The sequence below is a fragment of the Blastococcus sp. SYSU DS0669 genome, from assembly GCF_054050895.1.
On sequence record NZ_JBJHAE010000025.1, the window covers coordinates 19,986 to 36,370 of the forward strand.

The following is a 16,385-nucleotide window of genomic DNA, read 5'->3' on the forward strand; positions in this document are numbered from 1 at the left end:
ACCCGGGGGCCCGGCCGCGCGCCGGCTGTGTGACGCGTGTGTGGCTCGGTCCAATATAGCCAGCCGTCGGGGCGGACCCCGGACGGCGTGCGGCGACGGAGGCCTGGTCAGAGCGCCTTGAGGATGTCCTCGACCCGCTCCCGGGCGTCGCCGAACAGCATGCGGCTGTTCTCGCGGAAGAAGAGCGGGTTCTGCACGCCGGCGTACCCGGTGTTCATCGACCGCTTGAAGACGACGACGTGCTCGGCCTCCCACACCCGCAGCACCGGCATGCCGGCGATCGGGCTGGTCGGGTCCTCCGCCGCGGACGGGTTGACGGTGTCGTTGGCGCCGATGACCAGGACCACCGAGGTGCCGGCGAGGTCGTCGTTGATCTCGTCCATCTCCAGGACGATGTCGTAGGGCACCTTCGCCTCGGCGAGGAGGACGTTCATGTGCCCGGGCAGCCGCCCGGCGACCGGGTGGATGCCGAAGCGCACGTCGACGTCGTGCGCGCGCAGCTTCCGCGTGAGCTCCGCGACGGCGCTCTGGGCCTGCGCGACCGCCATGCCGTAGCCGGGGGTGATGACCACCGACTTCGCGTCCCGCAGCAGCTCGGCGGTCTCCTCGGCGGAGATCTCGGTGTGCTCGCCGTAGTCCACGTCGGAGGCGGCGACCGCCCCCTCGTTGCCGAAGCCGCCGGCGATCACCGAGAGGAACGAGCGGTTCATCGCCTTGCACATGATGTACGAGAGGTAGGCACCCGAGGAGCCGACCAGGGCCCCGGTGATGATCAGCAGGTCGTTGCCGAGGAGGAAGCCCGACGCCGCGGCCGCCCACCCCGAGTAGCTGTTGAGCATCGAGACGACGACGGGCATGTCGCCGCCGCCGATCGACGCCACGAGGTGCCAGCCCAGCGCGAGGGCGAGCACGGTGACGACCGAGAGCACGAGCAGGTTCGGCTCGGCCACGAACACGACGGTGAGGACGGCGAACAGCGCCAGGGCGCCCAGGTTGAGCCAGTTGCGCCCCGGCAGCACCAGGGGGTTGCTCCTGATGCGGGCCGAGAGCTTGAGGAAGGCGACGATCGAGCCGGTGAAGGTGACCGCGCCGATGAAGACGCCGACCACCACCTCGCCGGAGTGGATGCCGGCCTCGGCGCCGGTGAGCACCGACCCGCCGTCGGCGCCCTCGACGGAGAGGTAGCCGTTCCAGCCCACGAGCACCGCGGCCAGGCCGACGAAGCTGTGCAGCAGCGCGATCAGCTCGGGCATGCCGGTCATCTCGACCTGGCGGGCCCGCCAGAGGCCGATCGCGGCACCGATGACGACCGCGACGACGAGCAGGGTCAGCCCCACGGCCGAGATGTCGCGGGTGGCCAGGCCGACGGTGGCGGCCAGCGCGATCGCCATGCCGGCGATCCCGTAGGCGTTGCCCGCCTTGGCCGTCTCGTGCCGCGACAGCCCGGCCAGGCTCAGGATGAACAGCAGCGCGGCGACGATGTAGGCCGCGGCCGCGGCGGTGGTGGCGGTCATCGGGCGACGCTCTCCGTGCTCGGGCCGCGGGAGAACATGCCCAGCATGCGGCGGGTGACGGCGAAACCGCCGAAGACGTTGATGCTGGCCACGAGCGTCGCGACGAACGCGAGCGCGCGGACCACGCCGTCGTCGCTGCCCAGCTGCAGCAGCGCGCCGACCACGATGATCCCGGAGATGGCGTTGGTGACGCTCATCAGCGGGGTGTGCAGGGCGTGGTGCACGTGGCCGATGACGTAGAAGCCGACGACGACGGCGAGCGCGAAGACGGTGAAGTGCCCGAGGAGCTCGTCGGGGGAGAAGGCGGCCACCAGGAAGAGCGCCGCCGCGGCGAGGCCCACCAGGGCGAACCGGCGCGCGGGCGCGGGCGTCCGCTGCGGCACCGCGGGGGTACCCGCCGTGGCGCCGGCGGGGGGAGCGGGCGGTGGCGGGGGCGCCGCCGACACCTGCACCGGCGGTGGGGGCCAGGTGAGCTCGCCCTGGCGGACCACCGTGATCGCCCGCTGCACGACGTCGTCGAGGTCGAGGACGAGCTCGCCGTCCTTGCCGGGGGTGAGCAGCTTGAGCAGGTTGACCAGGTTGGTGCCGTAGAGCTGGGAGGCCTGGGCGGGCAGCCGCGCGGGGAGGTCGGTGTAGCCGATGATGGTGACGCCGTTGGCGGTCACCACGACCTCGTCGGGCACGGAGCCCGCCACGTTGCCGCCCTGCGCGGCGGCCATGTCGACGATGACCGAACCCGAGCGCATCGAGGCCACCATCTCCTCGGTGATCAGCCGCGGGGCGGGCCGGCCGGGGATGAGCGCCGTGGTGACGATGATGTCCACGTCGCGGGCCTGCTCGGCGTACATCTGCGCCGCCCGGCGGTTGAAGTCCTCGCCCATCTCGCGGGCGTAGCCGTCTGTGCTCCCGGGACCCTGGCCGCCCTCCTGCTCCCCGGCGGGGACGGCGACGTACTCGCCGCCCAGTGAGCGCACCTGCTCGGCCACCTCGGGGCGGACGTCGGTGGCGCGCACGATCGCGCCCAGGCTGGACGCGGTGCCGATCGCGGCGAGCCCCGCCACGCCGGCCCCGGCGATCAGCACCTTCGCCGGGGGCACCTTGCCCGCAGCGGTGACCTGGCCGGTGAAGAAGCGGCCGAACACGTTCGCCGCCTCGATGACCGCCCGGTAGCCGGCGATGTTGGCCATCGAGGAGAGCACGTCCATCGACTGCGCCCGCGAGATCCGGGGGACGGCGTCCATGGCGAGCACGGTGATCGGACGGGCGGCCAGCGCCTCGACGAGGTCGGGGTTCAACGCCGGGCTGAGGAGGCTGATCAGCGTCGCGCCGTCGGCCAGCCGGCCGATCTCCGACTCGGCCGGGGCGTTGACCCGCAGCACGATCTCGGCGCCCCACGCCTCGGCCGCCGTGCCGATCCGGGCACCGGCCCCGGCGTAGGCGTCGTCCGGGAAGCTGGCCGCCGACCCGGCGCCGGACTCCACCACGACGTCGTAGCCCAGCTGGACCAGCTGCGTGACCGTCGCGGGTGTCGCGGACACCCGGGTCTCACGTGGCCGCGTCTCGCGCGGGACTCCGATCTGCATCGTGGCGCTCCATTCCTCGGTGGGCAGGCCTCGTCGCCTGCCCGCCAGTGGCGGGGTCCCTCGCGGTGCCGGGTGAGTGGGACGGATCTTGCCTGTTAACGCACGGTGGCGGTGCCTGGCTGCGCGAATGTGAGGCACGGCACGGCGAGTCGCGTGACGACGGCGACGCGCCGCGGTCGGTGGGCCGCCGGTATCCCCCGAACGGGGGGCGGGCGCCCTGTCCGGGTGCAGGGGGCAGGGGCGACCGGCCGAAGACCTCGGTGGCGGGTCCAGACCTCGGCGCCTGCTCGAACCGAGGGGAGGACCGTGTCCGTCATCCTGAACCGCCCCGACGACCGGGTGCCGCCGGAGATCATGGCCTCGGTCTTCTACGGCGCCACGGTCAGCGACAGCCTGGCCATCGTGGTCGTCGAGATGGTGGCCGGCCGAGCGTGCCTGAGCTGGGGCAACGCCGGTGCCGGGGAGCTGCTCGGCTACGGCCTGGACGACCTGCGCGCCCTCCCCGTCGACCACCTGTTCCCGACCCTCGGGGGTGGCGAGCTCACGCTGCTGCTGCGCCGGCAGCGGGCCGCCCGGATGACGCTGCCGGTCCGCACCGCCAGTGGCGCCCGCATCGAGGCGCTGGTCACCACGACGCCGTCGCCCGGCGGCCGGATGTGGACGCTGCGCATCGTCTCCACCGACAACGAGCAGGAGCGTGCGCTGCGGTCGGCCGCCGACGCCCACGAGCGACGCTTCTCCACCCTGACCGAGCGGTCGCCGGTGCCGACGCTCCTCTCCGAGCAGGGGATGCGCCTGGCGCACGTCAACGACGCGTTCTGCAGCCTCGTCGGCCGCCGCGCCGAGCAGCTGCTGGGCATCGGGTGGATGGACACCGTGCACGCGGACGACCTCGACACGGTGATCGAGCAGGTGTCGGCCGCGCTGGAGGGCGAGGAGGCGGAGGCCCAGGCCCGCCTGCGCCGGTCGGACGGCTCGGTCCGCACGACCGTCATCCGCTTCGCCCACGTGTTCACCCCCGGGGTGGGTGCGGGCTTCGTCGGCACCATCGAGGACATCACCGACCGGCTGGCGTTCGAGGCCACGCTGGCCCACCAGGCCAACCACGACCCGCTGACCGGCCTGCCGAACCGGACGCTGCTGGCCCGCCATGTCGCGGAGCGGTTCGTCCCCGGCGCCGGATCCCTCGCCTGCCTCTTCCTCGACCTGGACAACTTCAAGGTCGTCAACGACTCGCTGGGGCACACGGCCGGCGACGAGCTGCTCACCGAGGTGGCCGACCGGCTGCGGTCGGTCGTCCGCCCGGGCGACCTGGTGGCGCGCTTCGGCGGCGACGAGTTCGTCGTGGTCTGCGAGGAGGTCGACCAGGATGCCGTGGTCGCGCTCGCCGAGCGCATCACCGCCGAGCTCGCCCGGCCCGTGCGCCTGGGTGGCGTCGACGTGCGCCCGCACGCGAGCGTCGGCGTCACCGTGCAGACCGAGGAGCACACCGGCGCCGAGGAGCTCATCCGCGACTGCGACATCGCCATGTACCAGGCCAAGGCCGGGGGCAAGGGGCGGATCACCGTGCTCGACCAGCGGGCGCGCGAGGAGGCCCGCGACAAGCTCCGGCTGGTCGCCGAGCTGCGCGACGCCGTCGAGAGGCGCGAGATCACGCTGCTCTACCAGCCGATCCTCGGCGCCGAGGACGGGCGCCCGATCGCCGTCGAGTCGCTGGCCCGGTGGACCCACGCCGCGCGCGGCCCGATCAGCCCGACGGTGTTCGTGCCGCTGGCGGAGGAGAGCAGGCTGATCGCCGGCCTCGGCCTGCTGGTCCTGGACGAGACGTGCCGCCAGCTGGCCGAGTGGGACCGCGCCCTGGGGCCGGCCGCACCCCCGCGGGCCAACGTCAACGTCTCGGCCCTGCAGCTGGACGGCAACCTGCCGCCGCAGGTGACCGAGGCGCTCGGGCGGCACGGGCTGGACGCCTCCCGGATCTCGGTGGAGATCACCGAGTCGGCGCTGATGAAGGACCCCGACTCCGCCCGCGAGGTGCTCCAGCAGCTGCGCGACCTCGGCGTGGAGCTGGCGATCGACGACTTCGGCACCGGCTACTCGTCGCTCGCCTACCTGCGGCACCTGCCGGTGGACTGCCTGAAGGTCGACCGGTCGTTCGTCGCGGAGCTCGCCCACGGGCACGGCGAGATCGCCTCGGCGGTCATCGCGCTGGCCGGCAGCCTCGACCTGAGCACCGTCGCCGAGGGGGTGGAGACCGCCGAGCAGGCCGACGAGCTCCGCCGCCTGGGCGCCACACACCTGCAGGGCTTCGGCCTGAGCCGGCCCATGACCGGGCCGCGGACCGCCGCCTGGTTCGCGTCCCACGGAGCGGGCACCCGATGACCGTCACCCCGCTGCCGGTCCGCACCGAGCCGGCTCCGGTCTTCGACCTGGAGAAGGTCCTCGCGGGCATCGACACGATGGCGGCCCAGCGCCCGGTCGCGGCGCAGATCGTGTCGGTCGCGAACTCCGACGGCACCGGTGCCAGGGTGCTGTCGCGGATCCTGGCCTCCGACGTCGCTCTGGCCGGGCGCGTCATGAAGCTGGCCAACTCCGCCTACTTCGGCATGCGGGGCCGCGTCACCTCCCTGCAGTTCGCCGTCACGGTGATCGGCTTCACCACCGTCCGGACGATGGCGACGGTCGCGCTCACCGGGCTGGACGACGAGTCACGGCTGCCGGAGGACTTCTGGGACGTGACCACCTGCCTGGCGCTGGCGTCCTCCACGCTGGCGCCCCGCTTCGGGGAGCGGTCGCAGGACGCCCTCTGCGTCGGGCTGCTCGCCCAGATGGGCGCCGCGCTCCTGCACCACAACGACCCCGAGGGGTACGGCGCCCTCGTGGCCGAGCACCCGGGCTTCGCAGCGCGTCGCAGCGCCGAGCTGGGCCGCTACGGCATCCACAGCGTCCGGCTGACCGCCGTCGCCCTGGAGCAGTGGGGCTTCCCGCACACCATGACCAACCGGCTCAACCAGGTCGACGACCACGCCTCCCTGGAGGGCGGGCTGCTGCGGGCCGCCTTCGAGGTGGCCGCACGGCTCACCGCGGAGGAGCACGACGCGGTGCCGATCGGGCGGCTCACCTGCGGCCGGCTCCGCGAGGACGACCTGGTGCCGGTCCTCGACTCGGTGCGGGCCGACGCCGACGAGCTCCGCCGGGCGGTGCTGGCCGACTGAAGAAGGGCCCCGTCGCCCCCCAGCACTCGCTCCGCTCGCGCCGGGGCCCTGCGACGGGGCAACGCGGCGGAGCCCCGCCCCCCGCGAGGGGGACGGGGCTCCGACGGGGCCCGGCAGGGGCCGCGTTCAGACTGCGTACGGCGCGCCCAGCGGGTCGACGGTCTTCCGCTCGCCCACCGTGCGGGCCAGCCGTGCGGCGGCGAAGTCGCCGTCACCGAGCAGGTGGTCGATGGCGGTGAGCCGGCTGGTGTAGTGCCCGACGGAGTACTCCGCGGTCACGCCGATGCCACCGTGCAGCTGGATGGCCTCCTTGCCGATGTGCCGGCCGGCGCGGCTGGTCTGCAGCCGGGCACGGTCGGCGGCGGAGACGACGTCGCCGCCGGCGTCCTGCACCATCGAGGCCCACAGGGCGGTGCTCCGGGCCAGCTCCAGGGACACGTACATGTCCGCGGCGCGGAAGGTGAGCGCCTGGAACCGGTTGAGCGTGACGCCGAACTGCTTGCGGGTCTTGAGGTACTCCGCGGTGGTGCGCAGGGCGGTGTCCATCGCGCCGATCGCCTCGTGGCTGTACGCGATGCGGGCCTCGGCGAGCGCCCGCTCGACGGCGGCGGTCTGGTCCGGGTGGGTGGGGGAGCCATTGCCGCCCAGCAGGGTCGCCGGGGTGCCGTCGAAGCGCACGTTGGCCGCGCGGGTGCCGTCGTGCGTGCGGTAGCCGGTGCGGGTGAGGCCCGCGGCGTCCCCCTGGACGAGGAACAGCCCGGTGCCGCCGTCGACGACCGCGGTGACCACCAGGACGTCGGCGCGGGCGCCGGTGGGCACCGGCTCCTTGACGCCGGTCAGGGTCCAGCCGTTCCCGGACGGGGTGGCGGTGACCCCGGCTGCGGAGGCGCTCCACCGGGTGCCGGGCTCCGCGTGGGCGAAGGCCGGGACCGTCGTCCCCTCGGCGATGCCCGCGAGGAGCTCGCCCTTCTGCTCGTCGGTGCCGACGGCGGCGATCAGGCCACCGGCCAGCACGACCGCCTCGATGAAGGGCTCCGGGGCGATGACCCGGCCGATCTCCTCGGCGACGATCGCGACCTCGATCGGCCCGGCGCCCATGCCGCCGTGCTCCTCGGCGAAGGGCAGCCCGAGCAGCCCCATCTCGGCCAGCCGCGCCCAGGTCTTCTCGTCGAAGCCCGGGTCGTTGGCGACGACCGTGCGGCGCTGCTCGCTGTCGGAGTAGGCGCGTGCCAGCAGGCCGCGCACGGCCTCCCGCAGGTCGCTCTGCTCGCTGTCGAAGGTGAAGTCCACGTCAGATCACAGCCCCAGGATCGTGCCGGCGATGATGGTGCGCTGAACCTCGTTGGAGCCTCCGTAGATGGAGACCTTCCGGTAGTTCAGGTAGTGCGGCGTCGCGACGCGCGCCCAGTCGGGCACGTCGGAGCCCTCCTCGGCGAACGAGGCGATCGAGAGCGGGCCGGCGATGTCGACCAGCAGCTCGGTGGCGGCCTGCTGCAGCTCCGAGCCCTTGAGCTTGAGCACCGAGGAGGCCGGGTGCGGCTTCCCGTCGGCGGAGTTGGCCACCACGCGCAGGGCGGTGAGCTCCAGGGCCACCAGCTCGTTCTCCACCTCGGCGATGCGCCGGGCCATGAACGGGTCCTCGAGCAGCGGGCGGCCGTCGACGGTGATCTCGCGGGCGTAGTCCTTGGCCTGCGCGAGCATCTTCTTGGTCGCGCCCACGCGGGCGATGCCCACGCGCTCGTTGCCGAGCAGGAACTTGGCGTAGTCCCAGCCCCGGTTCTCCTCGCCGATGAGGTTCTCGGCGGGCACGCGGACGTCCTCGAAGAAGACCTCGTTGACCTCGAAGCCGCCGTCGATCAGCTCGATGGGCCGGAGCGTGACGCCGGGGGTGTCCATCGGGAAGACAAGCATGGAGATCCCGCGCTGCTTCTTCTCCGCCGTCGGGTCGGTGCGCACCAGGCAGAAGATCCAGTCGGCGTGCTGCCCCAGGGTGGTCCAGGTCTTCTGGCCGTTGACCACCCAGTCGTCGCCGTCGCGGACGGCGGTCGTGCGCAGCGAGGCCAGGTCGGAGCCGGCGTCGGGCTCGGAGAAGCCCTGGCACCACCAGATGTCGAGGTTCGCCGTCTTGGCCAGGAAGCGCTCCTTCTGCTCCTGGTTGCCGAAGGCGGCGATGACCGGGCCGATCATGGAGGTGTTGAAGGCCAGCGGCTCGGGGACCCCGGCCAGCTGCATCTCCTCGCGCCAGATGTGGCGCTGCAGCGGCGTCCAGTCCCGCCCGCCCCACTCGACCGGCCAGTGCGGCACGGCCAGGCCGGCGGCGTTGAGCGCGCGCTGGGCCTCGACGTACTCCTCCTTGGACACGTGCCGGTGGGCCGCGACCTTGTCGCGGATCTCCTGCGGCACCTGGGTGGTGAAGAAGGTCCGCATCTCCTCCCGGAAGGCCTCGAGCTCCGGGGACAGCTGCAACCGCATCGGTCCTCATTCCTGACGGCGGCAGGTGCCGTCTCGACGTAGTGCCCCCGACGATCCCACACGGGCTACCGGTGGGTAGGAGCGGCACCCGGGGACGGCGCGCCGCTCGCGCGGACGGGCCCCGGGCAGCACGCGCCGCCCGGGGCCCGCCCCGGATCCGGTCGGCTCAGCTCAGGGTCGACCAGAAATCGCAGTTCGCCTCCGCGGCGACGTCGACCGGGCCGATGCCCTCGTCAGAGGCGATGTCCAGCCCCTGCACGTCGGCCGGGGCCCGGTAGCGGGTCCACGTCGGCACGTCCCGGCCGTTGGGGTTGCCGTGGGCCGCGAAGTTGGTCCAGTAGCGGACCATCGCCGTCGAGAGCTCCTCCTGCTCGGCGGTCAGCCCGTCCCCGAACAGATCCGGGAACAGGTAGGGCAGCTCGGCGGCGTGCTGGGCGTCCTCCGGGTAGTCCGGGTACGGGAAGTCGAACAGCGGGTCCGCCGTCTCGTCGCGGAACTGGTAGGCGAACACCGGCGCCGGCACCGGGGGCCGGGCCAGCGTGTCGTAGGCGTCGACGTGCGAGCAGGTGGACAGCGCGCTCCCGGCGTCGCTGTTGACGGCGGCCAGGGCGCGCAGCGGCGACGGGTACGCGGCCGCCGGGTAGCGCGCCAGCACCTCGCCGGCGGCGTCGCCGAACACGCCGTCGAGGACGGTCGCGTAGTCGGCCTCCGTGAAGCCGTCGGCGGCCAGCCCGGCCACCGTCGGGTTCAGCGGCGTGAACAGCGTGTTCTCGTCGCTGAGGTTGCCGTGCATGACCGGCACCCGGGCGTGGTCCCCGGCCGCGATCGCCTCGGCCGGCTGCACCGGCAGCGCCGACCCGCCGACGACGAAGGCGCCGCCCGGCCAGGCGTCGAGCAGCTCCTGCACCGGCGTCTCCCGCAGGCAGGCAGCGACGTCGTCCGCCGGGTCGCATCCGACGGTCCCGGCGACCCGGGCACCCTTGGCCTCCGCCGTCTCCACCGTGTCGTAGGGCGCGGTGCAGCTGTAGCTCTGGGCGATGGCCCGGTCGAACAGGCCCCGTGCCGACGGCGAGGTCAGCTGGGCGCAGACCGCCGAGCCGCCGGCCGACTCGCCGAAGATGGTGACTCGGCCGGGGTTGCCGCCGAAGGAACGGATGTTGCGCTCCACCCAGCGCAGCGCGGCCTGCTGGTCGAGCAGCCCGGCGCTGCCGGAGGCGACGTCCCCGTTCTCCCGCGAGAGGTCCTCCTGGGCCATGAACCCCAGCGCGCCGAGCCGGTAGTTGATGGTGACGACGACGACGTCGCCCTCGAGCGCCAGCTCGGCGGCGTCGTACCGGTCGCCGCTGCCCGTCTGCCACGAGCCCCCGTGGATCCAGACCATCACCGGCAGGTTCTTCCGGGGCGTGTCCAGGCCCGAGGGGGTCGTGACGTTGAGGTAGAGGCAGTCCTCCTCCACCGACGACGTCGGGTTCGTGGCGCTGGGCTCCTGCGGGCAGGCGCTGCCGGGGGAGGTCGCGTCGAGGACCCCCTCCCACGGCTCCGCCGGGGCCGGTGGCCGGAACCGCAGGTCGCCCACCGGCGCCGCGGCGTACGGGATGCCTTCGAACAGGCGGTAGCCGTCGGCCGCGGTGCCCGCGACGGCGCCCTCGGTCGTCTGCACGACCAGCGGGGCGCCATCGGGGGCGGCCCCGGCGGGAGCGGCCGCCGCCAGCGCGCCCGCGGTCAGGGCGGTGCCCAGCCCGAGCGCGAGCAACGACCTTCGGGCAGGACGTGGGGGAGTGGTGCGCACGTGACCTCCAAGGAGTGCCGGCCGAGCCCTGGGGTGAGCTGGGCCACAGCACCTGAGACACTAGCCACGCCTGTCTCACCCCGTGTGGCGGGGGTCACGCCCGCCCGGGGGTGGCCGGAGCGCTGCTCAGCCGCCGGGGAGGGGTGGGCCGGTCATCCGCTCGAGGACCTCCACCCAGGCGGCCCGGACGTCGCGGGGGCGGTCACCGACGACGTCCAGGAGGCCGGTGCCGGCGCCCGGCCCGGTGCCGACGACGGCCTCGAAGCCCAGGCGCGTCACCAGCGCGTTGATCTCGTCGAGGTCGAGCCCGGCGTCGACCAGGGGCTGCACCAGCCATGCCGTCTCCTGCTGCGGGGCGGTGGACTCCACGCACCCCATTCGGGCGGCGGCCGCCCGGCGGATGCACCCTCCGCTACTCGACGGGCAGGCCGGTGTAGTTCTCGGCGAGCTCGCGGGCGGCCGCCTCCGAGGAGCAGATGCGCCGCAGCTGGGAGAGCTGCAGCTGGGCGTCGAAGTCGTCGCCGGAGGTGTGCAGCATCGAGGTCATGAACCAGGAGAAGTGCGTGCACCGCCAGACGCGGGCCAGCGCCCGGTCGGAGTAGGAGTCGACGAGGTCGGTCTGCTTCTCGGCCAGCAGCCGCACCAGCGCCTGTGCCAGCAGGGTCACGTCGGCGACGGCGAGGTTGAGCCCCTTCGCGCCGGTCGGCGGGACGATGTGGGCGGCGTCCCCGGCCAGGAACAGGCGGCCCCGCCGCATCGGGCTGCTCACGAACGAGCGCATCGGCAGGATCGACTTCTCGGTCACGGGGCCGGTGCCGACCTCCCAGCCGTCGAGCGCGAAGCGGCGCGAGAGGTTCTCCCAGATCCGGTCGTCGGACCAGTCCTCGATCTTCTCGGTGGGGTCGACCTGGAGGTAGAGCCGGGAGACCGAGGGCGAGCGCATCGAGTAGAGGGCGAACCCCTCGGGGTGCCAGGCGTAGATCAGCTCGTCGGTGGCCGGCGCCGCGTCGGCCAGGATGCCCAGCCAGGCGTAGGGGTAGGTGCGCTCCCACGTCCGCCCGGCGGCGGCGGCCTGCACCACGGGGCGCGAGACGCCATGGAACCCGTCGGTGCCGGCGATCGCGTCGCACTCGAGCACCTGGGCCACCCCGTCGGCGTCGGTGAAGCGGACGCGCGGGTTCTCCGAGTCGACCTCCTCCGGGGTGACCTCGGAGACGTCGAACAGCAGCGGCGGGCCGCCGTCCAGCTGGGCGGCGATGAGGTCCTTGGTGACCTCCGTCTGCCCGTAGACCCACACCGTGCGGCCGCACAGCTCCCGGAAGTCCAGCTGGTGGCGGGTGCCCGGGTACTGGAGGTAGATGCCGCGGTGCTCCAGGCCCTCGCGGTGCAGCCGCTCGCCCAGCCCCGCGTCGGTCAGGGTGTCGACGGTGTGCTGCTCCAGGATGCCCGCCCGGATGCGGGCCTCCACGTACTCCCGCGAGCGGTTCTCCAGCACGACCGAGTCGATGCCCTGCAGGGCGAGCAGCCGCGAGAGCAGGAGGCCGGCGGGGCCGGCACCGATGATCGCTACCTGGGTGCGCACGGGGGCAGTCTCCCGCCCGCCGCCCCCGGTGTCGCCGGATCCTTCCGTCCAGCGGAGGAGCACATCCGGTCAAACGATCTCCCCGACCGTCCGCCAGGGCCCCCACTCCCCGTCGGCGGACCGGGTGCGGTGCGTGAGCGCGCCGCCCGCGTCGACGACGGCCACGACCAGCCGGCCGTCGGGAGTGGCGGCGGCGGTGGGGTGGTCGGTGACGAACCCGCCCAGGTCGGTCCACGGGCCGTAGTGGCTGTCGGGGGCGACCTGCTGGGTCACCGAGAGGCCCCCGCCGGCGTTCCGGGCGACGCAGGCGATCCGCCCGTCCACGGTGGCGTTCGCCGTGGGTCCCGTGCCGCCGTGCCCCCCGATCGAGGTGGCCGATCGCCACGCGAGGTCGCGGTCCTGCCAGCTGGTCGCGACGTCCGCCGTCCCCGCCAGGCGGTAGTGCACCTCCGGTCGCCCGTCTGCGTTGACGGCGAACGTGGCAGGGCTGGCCGGTGGCAGGCTGGGCAGCGGGCCCGGCAGGAGTGCGCCGCCGGGGACGGTCTGCCGCCAGAGGACCAGTCCGGTCCGCGAGGCGGCGACGACCTCGATGCGCCCCGTGACGTCCAGCAGCGCGTCGCACGGGTCCTGCAGGTCGGTGCCGCCGAGATCGGACCAGGGGTGCCAGCCCCCGTCGGCCTCCTGGTGGCGGCTGGACAGGCCGCCGTCGGCGTTGACGACGACGACCTGCAGCCGGCCGTCCGCGTTCGGCGCGAGGGCGGGGCTCCCGACGTACCGGGCGGCGTCGCCGGGGTTCGGCGTGCCCAGGTCCGTCCACGTGCCGCCGGTCAGGGGACGCACCGCCACCCGCCCGTCGTCGGTGCGGGCGGCGAGGTGGGTGCTGCCGTCGGCCCCGGCCGCCGCGACGACCGTGGTGACCCCGGCGCCGAGGTCGTCGGGACCGAGGTCCACCGGGCCCTGCCAGCTGCCCGGACCGGTGAAGCACGCCACCCGGCCGTCGCGCACGGCGAACAGGCGCACCGCGCCCTCGCCGTCCGTCGCCGACCAGCGGGTACCGCGGGAGGTCCGGTAGTAGGAGCGGTCGGTCGCGCCGAAGACGTCAGCCGCGGCCGGGTCCCAGGGCTGGTACGCCGTCGCGAACAGCTCCCGCTTGCGCGCACGGGTCGCCCTGTCGAGGTTCACCGGGTGCTGCCCGACCCCGTAGTCGCGGTGCTCCAGCACGTAGGGCAGCCACGTGCCCTGGACAGCCCGGTACCGGCGCACCGCCTCGAGGGCGAGGGCGGTCACCGCCCGGTGGTCCGGGTGTGACCGCGGCACGTCGTACCGGTGGTCGGCGAAGCGCTCCGTCACGTGCAGCACCGTCGGCCGGTAGCGCTCCAGGAGCCCGTGCAGCACCGCCACCGCGTCGTCCTCGTCGTACCGCTGCACCTGCTCCACGAGACCACCGGCAGCCGGGACGGTCTCCAGGGTGGCGCCGGAGAACAGCCGCGAGAGGTCGCCGTCGGGGAGCCCCAGGAAGGTCACCCGCACGTCGGGCCGGTCGCGGAGCCGGAACTCCTCCATCCGGTGGCCGCCGACCTGCACCACCTCGCCCACCCACTCCTCCTGGAGGGTGCGGTCCGGCACGGCGGCGGAGATCCGGTAGGCGTCCTGGATGCCGCGTCGCCGGTCGCGGGCGCGCGACGACGCCTCCTCGAGGGGGAGCATCGCGTCCCCGGCGCTGACGTAGACCACGGTGGTGGGGAGCCCGGCGTGGGTGCCCGCGTCCAGATCGGGGTTCAGGAAGAGGAGGTCGTCGTCGGGATGGGCGACGACGGCCAGGACGGAGGCGTGCACCGGCCTCTCCTCCCGCTCGACGGATCGGCGAGACGTCGCCGGGCGGTTGCAGCATCCTCCCTGGGCAGTGCGGCCGGTGGAAGCGCGCCGTCGGGGGGACGTCGCCGCCACCACCCCGGCTCAGTGGAACTCCTGGGAGCGGGCCAGCTCCCGGCCGATGCCGCGCGCCGCCATCTCCAGCACCGGGACCAGCCGGGCGAGGTCGCGTCGGTGGGGCGGCACGACGATGCCCAGCGCGGCGACGGCCAGCGGCCCGCCCGCCCGCTCCACCTGGACCGGGACCGCGAGGGACGCGGCTCCGAGGGACATCTCCTGGCAGGTGCGCGCGTAGCGCCGCCGCCGGATCTCGGTCAGCTCGCGGGCGAGCAGGGCGGGGTCGGTGACGGTGTGCCGGGTGACCGGGCGCAGACCGCGCAGCACCTGGTCGACGACGTCGTCGGGGGCCGCGGCCAGCAGCACCTTCCCCACGCCGGTGGCGTGGAGGGGGAGCCGGCTGCCGACCTGGCTGACCACCGGGACCGACTCCCGGCCCGAGACCCGGTCGACGTAGAGCGCGGAGAGCCCCTCGCGGACGGCCAGGTGCACGGTGTCCCGGATGGTCGTGTGCAGGTCGAGGAGGAACGGCGCGGCGACCTGGCGCAGCTCGAGCTGCACTGGGGCCAGCAGCCCGAGGTCCCACAGCTTCCGCCCGATCTCGTAGCGGCCGTCGGGGCGCCGGATGAGCGCCCCCCAGCCGGTCAGCTCACCGAGGAGCCGGTGCGCGGTGGTCAGCGGCGTGCCCGACCGCTCGGCGATCTCGGAGAGGGACAGCCGCGGGGTGCCGCTGTCGAATGCGTCGAGGATGCCCAGCGCCCGGGACGTGACCGACCGTCCCGGGCTGGCGCTGCGACCGGCCATGCTCACCTCTCCCGTCCAGTGGAAGCCTGGGGTTGGGAGCGTAGCCGGGCGGTCGTACGGTCCCGGCCATGACCGGGACCACCTCCACCGGCGGCCTGCACCTGCCGCGGTACCACCGGGAGGACGCCGCGCTGCGCACCCCCGTAGGCTTCCCCGACTACCGCAGCACCGCCCTGCGCGCGCCCCTGCGGACCCCGGTGGACCTGCCGCACCGGCTCACCGAGATCACCGGGCCCGTGCTGGGCGAGGACCGCGTCCTGCCGCACGACGCCGACCTGACGCTGCGCAACGGCGGAGAGGCCGTCGGGCAGCGGATCCTCGTGCACGGACGGGTGCTCGACAGCGACGGCCGCCCGGTGCCCGGTGCGCTGGTGGAGGTCTGGCAGGCCAATGCCGCCGGCCGCTACCGGCACGTCGTCGACAACTGGCCGGCGCCACTGGACCCGCACTTCGACGGCCTGGGCCGGGTGGTCACCGACAGCCTGGGCCGGTACGAGTTCCTGACGGTCAAGCCCGGCGCCTACCCGTGGGGGAACCACCACAACGCCTGGCGGCCGGCGCACATCCACTTCAGCCTGTTCGGCCGCGCCTTCACCCAGCGGCTGGTGACCCAGATGTACTTCCCGGACGACCCGCTGTTCGGCCAGGACCCGATCTACAACGCGATCCCGGCCGCCGCGCGCCACCGCGCGATCAGCCGCTTCTCGCTGGAGCGGACCCAGGACAACTGGGCGCTGGCGTTCGAGTGGGACATCGTGCTCCGCGGGGCGGACCAGACGCCGTTCGAGACCGACGACGACGGAGATGTGGCGTGACCGTGAACCCGCTGGAGGTCCCGCCGGACCCGCCCACCCCCTTCCAGCCGCGCTCGGGGCGGCGCGGGAGCGGCTTCCTCACCGGGCCGTTCCGGCTGGGCACCACCCCGAGCGCCACCGTCGGCCCCTACCTCTCCATCGGCCTCACCTGGCCCGACGGTGAGTGGGCCGCCGAGGAGGGCACCGCGGGAGCCTTCTGGATCCGCGGCCGGATCCTCGACGGCGCCGGGGACGTGGTCCCGGACGCGATGGTGGAGACCTGGCAGGCCGATCCGGACGGCGGCTTCCCCTCGCCCGAGGACCCGCGCGGGGCGTCGTCCTACCCCGGTTTCCGTGGCTACGCCCGGGCCCAGACGCTGACCGGCGGGTTCGCCGTCCACACCCTCAAGCCCGGCCGGGTGCCCGACGGCGAGGGTGGCCTGCAGGCCCCGCACATCGACGTCTCGGTCTTCGCCCGCGGCATCCTGGACCGCGTCGTCACCCGCATCTACTTCGCCGACGAGGCGGAGGCCAACGCCGAGGACGCGGTGCTGCGGGCGCTGCCCGACGGCGCCGCCCGGCAGACGCTGCTCGCCACCCCGTCCGGGGACGGCTACCGCTTCGACATCCACCTGCAGGGCGAGCGCGAGACCGTGTTCTTCGCCGTATGAACGTCCCCGCGCGCGGCCGAGGCGGTAGGAACGGG

13 protein-coding genes are annotated in these 16,385 nt (G+C 74.0%); 4 read left to right on the forward strand and 9 right to left on the reverse strand.

Annotated elements, in window-relative coordinates:
- Nucleotides 1–107 precede the first annotated feature (107 nt).
- Both pntB and ACI792_RS18405 read right to left on the reverse strand, forming a co-directional pair.
- Nucleotides 108–1,514 carry a Re/Si-specific NAD(P)(+) transhydrogenase subunit beta gene (gene pntB, locus ACI792_RS18400; RefSeq protein ID WP_456603869.1) on the reverse strand — a complete coding sequence of 469 codons (1,407 nt, stop codon included), beginning with the start codon at nucleotides 1,512–1,514 and terminating at the stop codon, nucleotides 108–110.
- Complete coding sequence (locus ACI792_RS18405) at nucleotides 1,511–3,097, reverse strand: Re/Si-specific NAD(P)(+) transhydrogenase subunit alpha (RefSeq protein ID WP_456603870.1); 1,587 nt, start codon at nucleotides 3,095–3,097, stop codon at nucleotides 1,511–1,513. Before ACI792_RS18405 ends, pntB begins: the two co-directional genes overlap by 4 nt.
- 306 nt (nucleotides 3,098–3,403) lie before the next feature.
- Between ACI792_RS18405 and ACI792_RS18410 the strand changes: the two genes are divergently transcribed.
- Together ACI792_RS18410 and ACI792_RS18415 are read left to right on the forward strand one after the other, a co-directional pair.
- Nucleotides 3,404–5,476, forward strand: a complete 2,073-nt coding sequence (locus tag ACI792_RS18410; protein WP_456603871.1) for a putative bifunctional diguanylate cyclase/phosphodiesterase — start codon at nucleotides 3,404–3,406, stop codon at nucleotides 5,474–5,476.
- Nucleotides 5,473–6,309 carry an HDOD domain-containing protein gene (locus ACI792_RS18415; RefSeq protein ID WP_456603872.1) on the forward strand — a complete coding sequence of 279 codons (837 nt, stop codon included), beginning with the start codon at nucleotides 5,473–5,475 and terminating at the stop codon, nucleotides 6,307–6,309. Before ACI792_RS18410 ends, ACI792_RS18415 begins: the two co-directional genes overlap by 4 nt.
- 126 nt (nucleotides 6,310–6,435) lie before the next feature.
- Here the strand turns inward: ACI792_RS18415 and ACI792_RS18420 are convergent, their stop codons facing one another.
- The 7 genes from ACI792_RS18420 to ACI792_RS18450 all read right to left on the reverse strand — a co-directional run bounded on the left by ACI792_RS18420 (nucleotide 6,436) and on the right by ACI792_RS18450 (nucleotide 14,885).
- Nucleotides 6,436–7,599, reverse strand: a complete 1,164-nt coding sequence (locus ACI792_RS18420) for an acyl-CoA dehydrogenase family protein (protein WP_456603873.1) — start codon at nucleotides 7,597–7,599, stop codon at nucleotides 6,436–6,438.
- Between the two features lie 6 nt (nucleotides 7,600–7,605).
- Nucleotides 7,606–8,781 carry an acyl-CoA dehydrogenase family protein gene (locus tag ACI792_RS18425; RefSeq protein ID WP_456603874.1) on the reverse strand — a complete coding sequence of 392 codons (1,176 nt, stop codon included), beginning with the start codon at nucleotides 8,779–8,781 and terminating at the stop codon, nucleotides 7,606–7,608.
- A 166-nt stretch (nucleotides 8,782–8,947) separates the two neighbouring features.
- Nucleotides 8,948–10,570 carry a carboxylesterase/lipase family protein gene (locus ACI792_RS18430; RefSeq protein ID WP_456603875.1) on the reverse strand — a complete coding sequence of 541 codons (1,623 nt, stop codon included), beginning with the start codon at nucleotides 10,568–10,570 and terminating at the stop codon, nucleotides 8,948–8,950.
- Between the two features lie 126 nt (nucleotides 10,571–10,696).
- Nucleotides 10,697–10,939, reverse strand: coding sequence for a hypothetical protein (locus ACI792_RS18435; protein WP_456603876.1), 243 nt, complete (start codon nucleotides 10,937–10,939; stop codon nucleotides 10,697–10,699).
- Between the two features lie 43 nt (nucleotides 10,940–10,982).
- Nucleotides 10,983–12,152: a 4-hydroxybenzoate 3-monooxygenase gene (locus ACI792_RS18440; protein WP_456603877.1), complete on the reverse strand. Its 1,170-nt coding sequence runs from the start codon at nucleotides 12,150–12,152 to the stop codon at nucleotides 10,983–10,985.
- A gap of 69 nt (nucleotides 12,153–12,221) precedes the next feature.
- On the reverse strand, nucleotides 12,222–13,988 hold the full coding sequence (locus tag ACI792_RS18445; protein ID WP_456603878.1) for a PIG-L family deacetylase: 1,767 nt from the start codon (nucleotides 13,986–13,988) through the stop codon (nucleotides 12,222–12,224).
- A gap of 120 nt (nucleotides 13,989–14,108) precedes the next feature.
- Nucleotides 14,109–14,885 (reverse strand): IclR family transcriptional regulator, encoded by a 777-nt coding sequence (locus ACI792_RS18450; RefSeq protein ID WP_456603879.1) that lies wholly within the window; start codon nucleotides 14,883–14,885, stop codon nucleotides 14,109–14,111.
- Nucleotides 14,886–14,953: 68 nt separating this feature from the next.
- On the opposite strand from ACI792_RS18450, the gene pcaH reads away from it, so the two are divergent.
- Nucleotides 14,954–15,700, forward strand: a complete 747-nt coding sequence (gene pcaH / locus ACI792_RS18455) for a protocatechuate 3,4-dioxygenase subunit beta (RefSeq protein WP_456603880.1) — start codon at nucleotides 14,954–14,956, stop codon at nucleotides 15,698–15,700.
- Nucleotides 15,697–16,350: a protocatechuate 3,4-dioxygenase subunit alpha gene (gene pcaG / locus ACI792_RS18460; protein WP_456603881.1), complete on the forward strand. Its 654-nt coding sequence runs from the start codon at nucleotides 15,697–15,699 to the stop codon at nucleotides 16,348–16,350. The genes pcaH and pcaG overlap by 4 nt, the downstream gene beginning before the upstream one ends.
- Nucleotides 16,351–16,385: the final 35 nt, after the last annotated feature.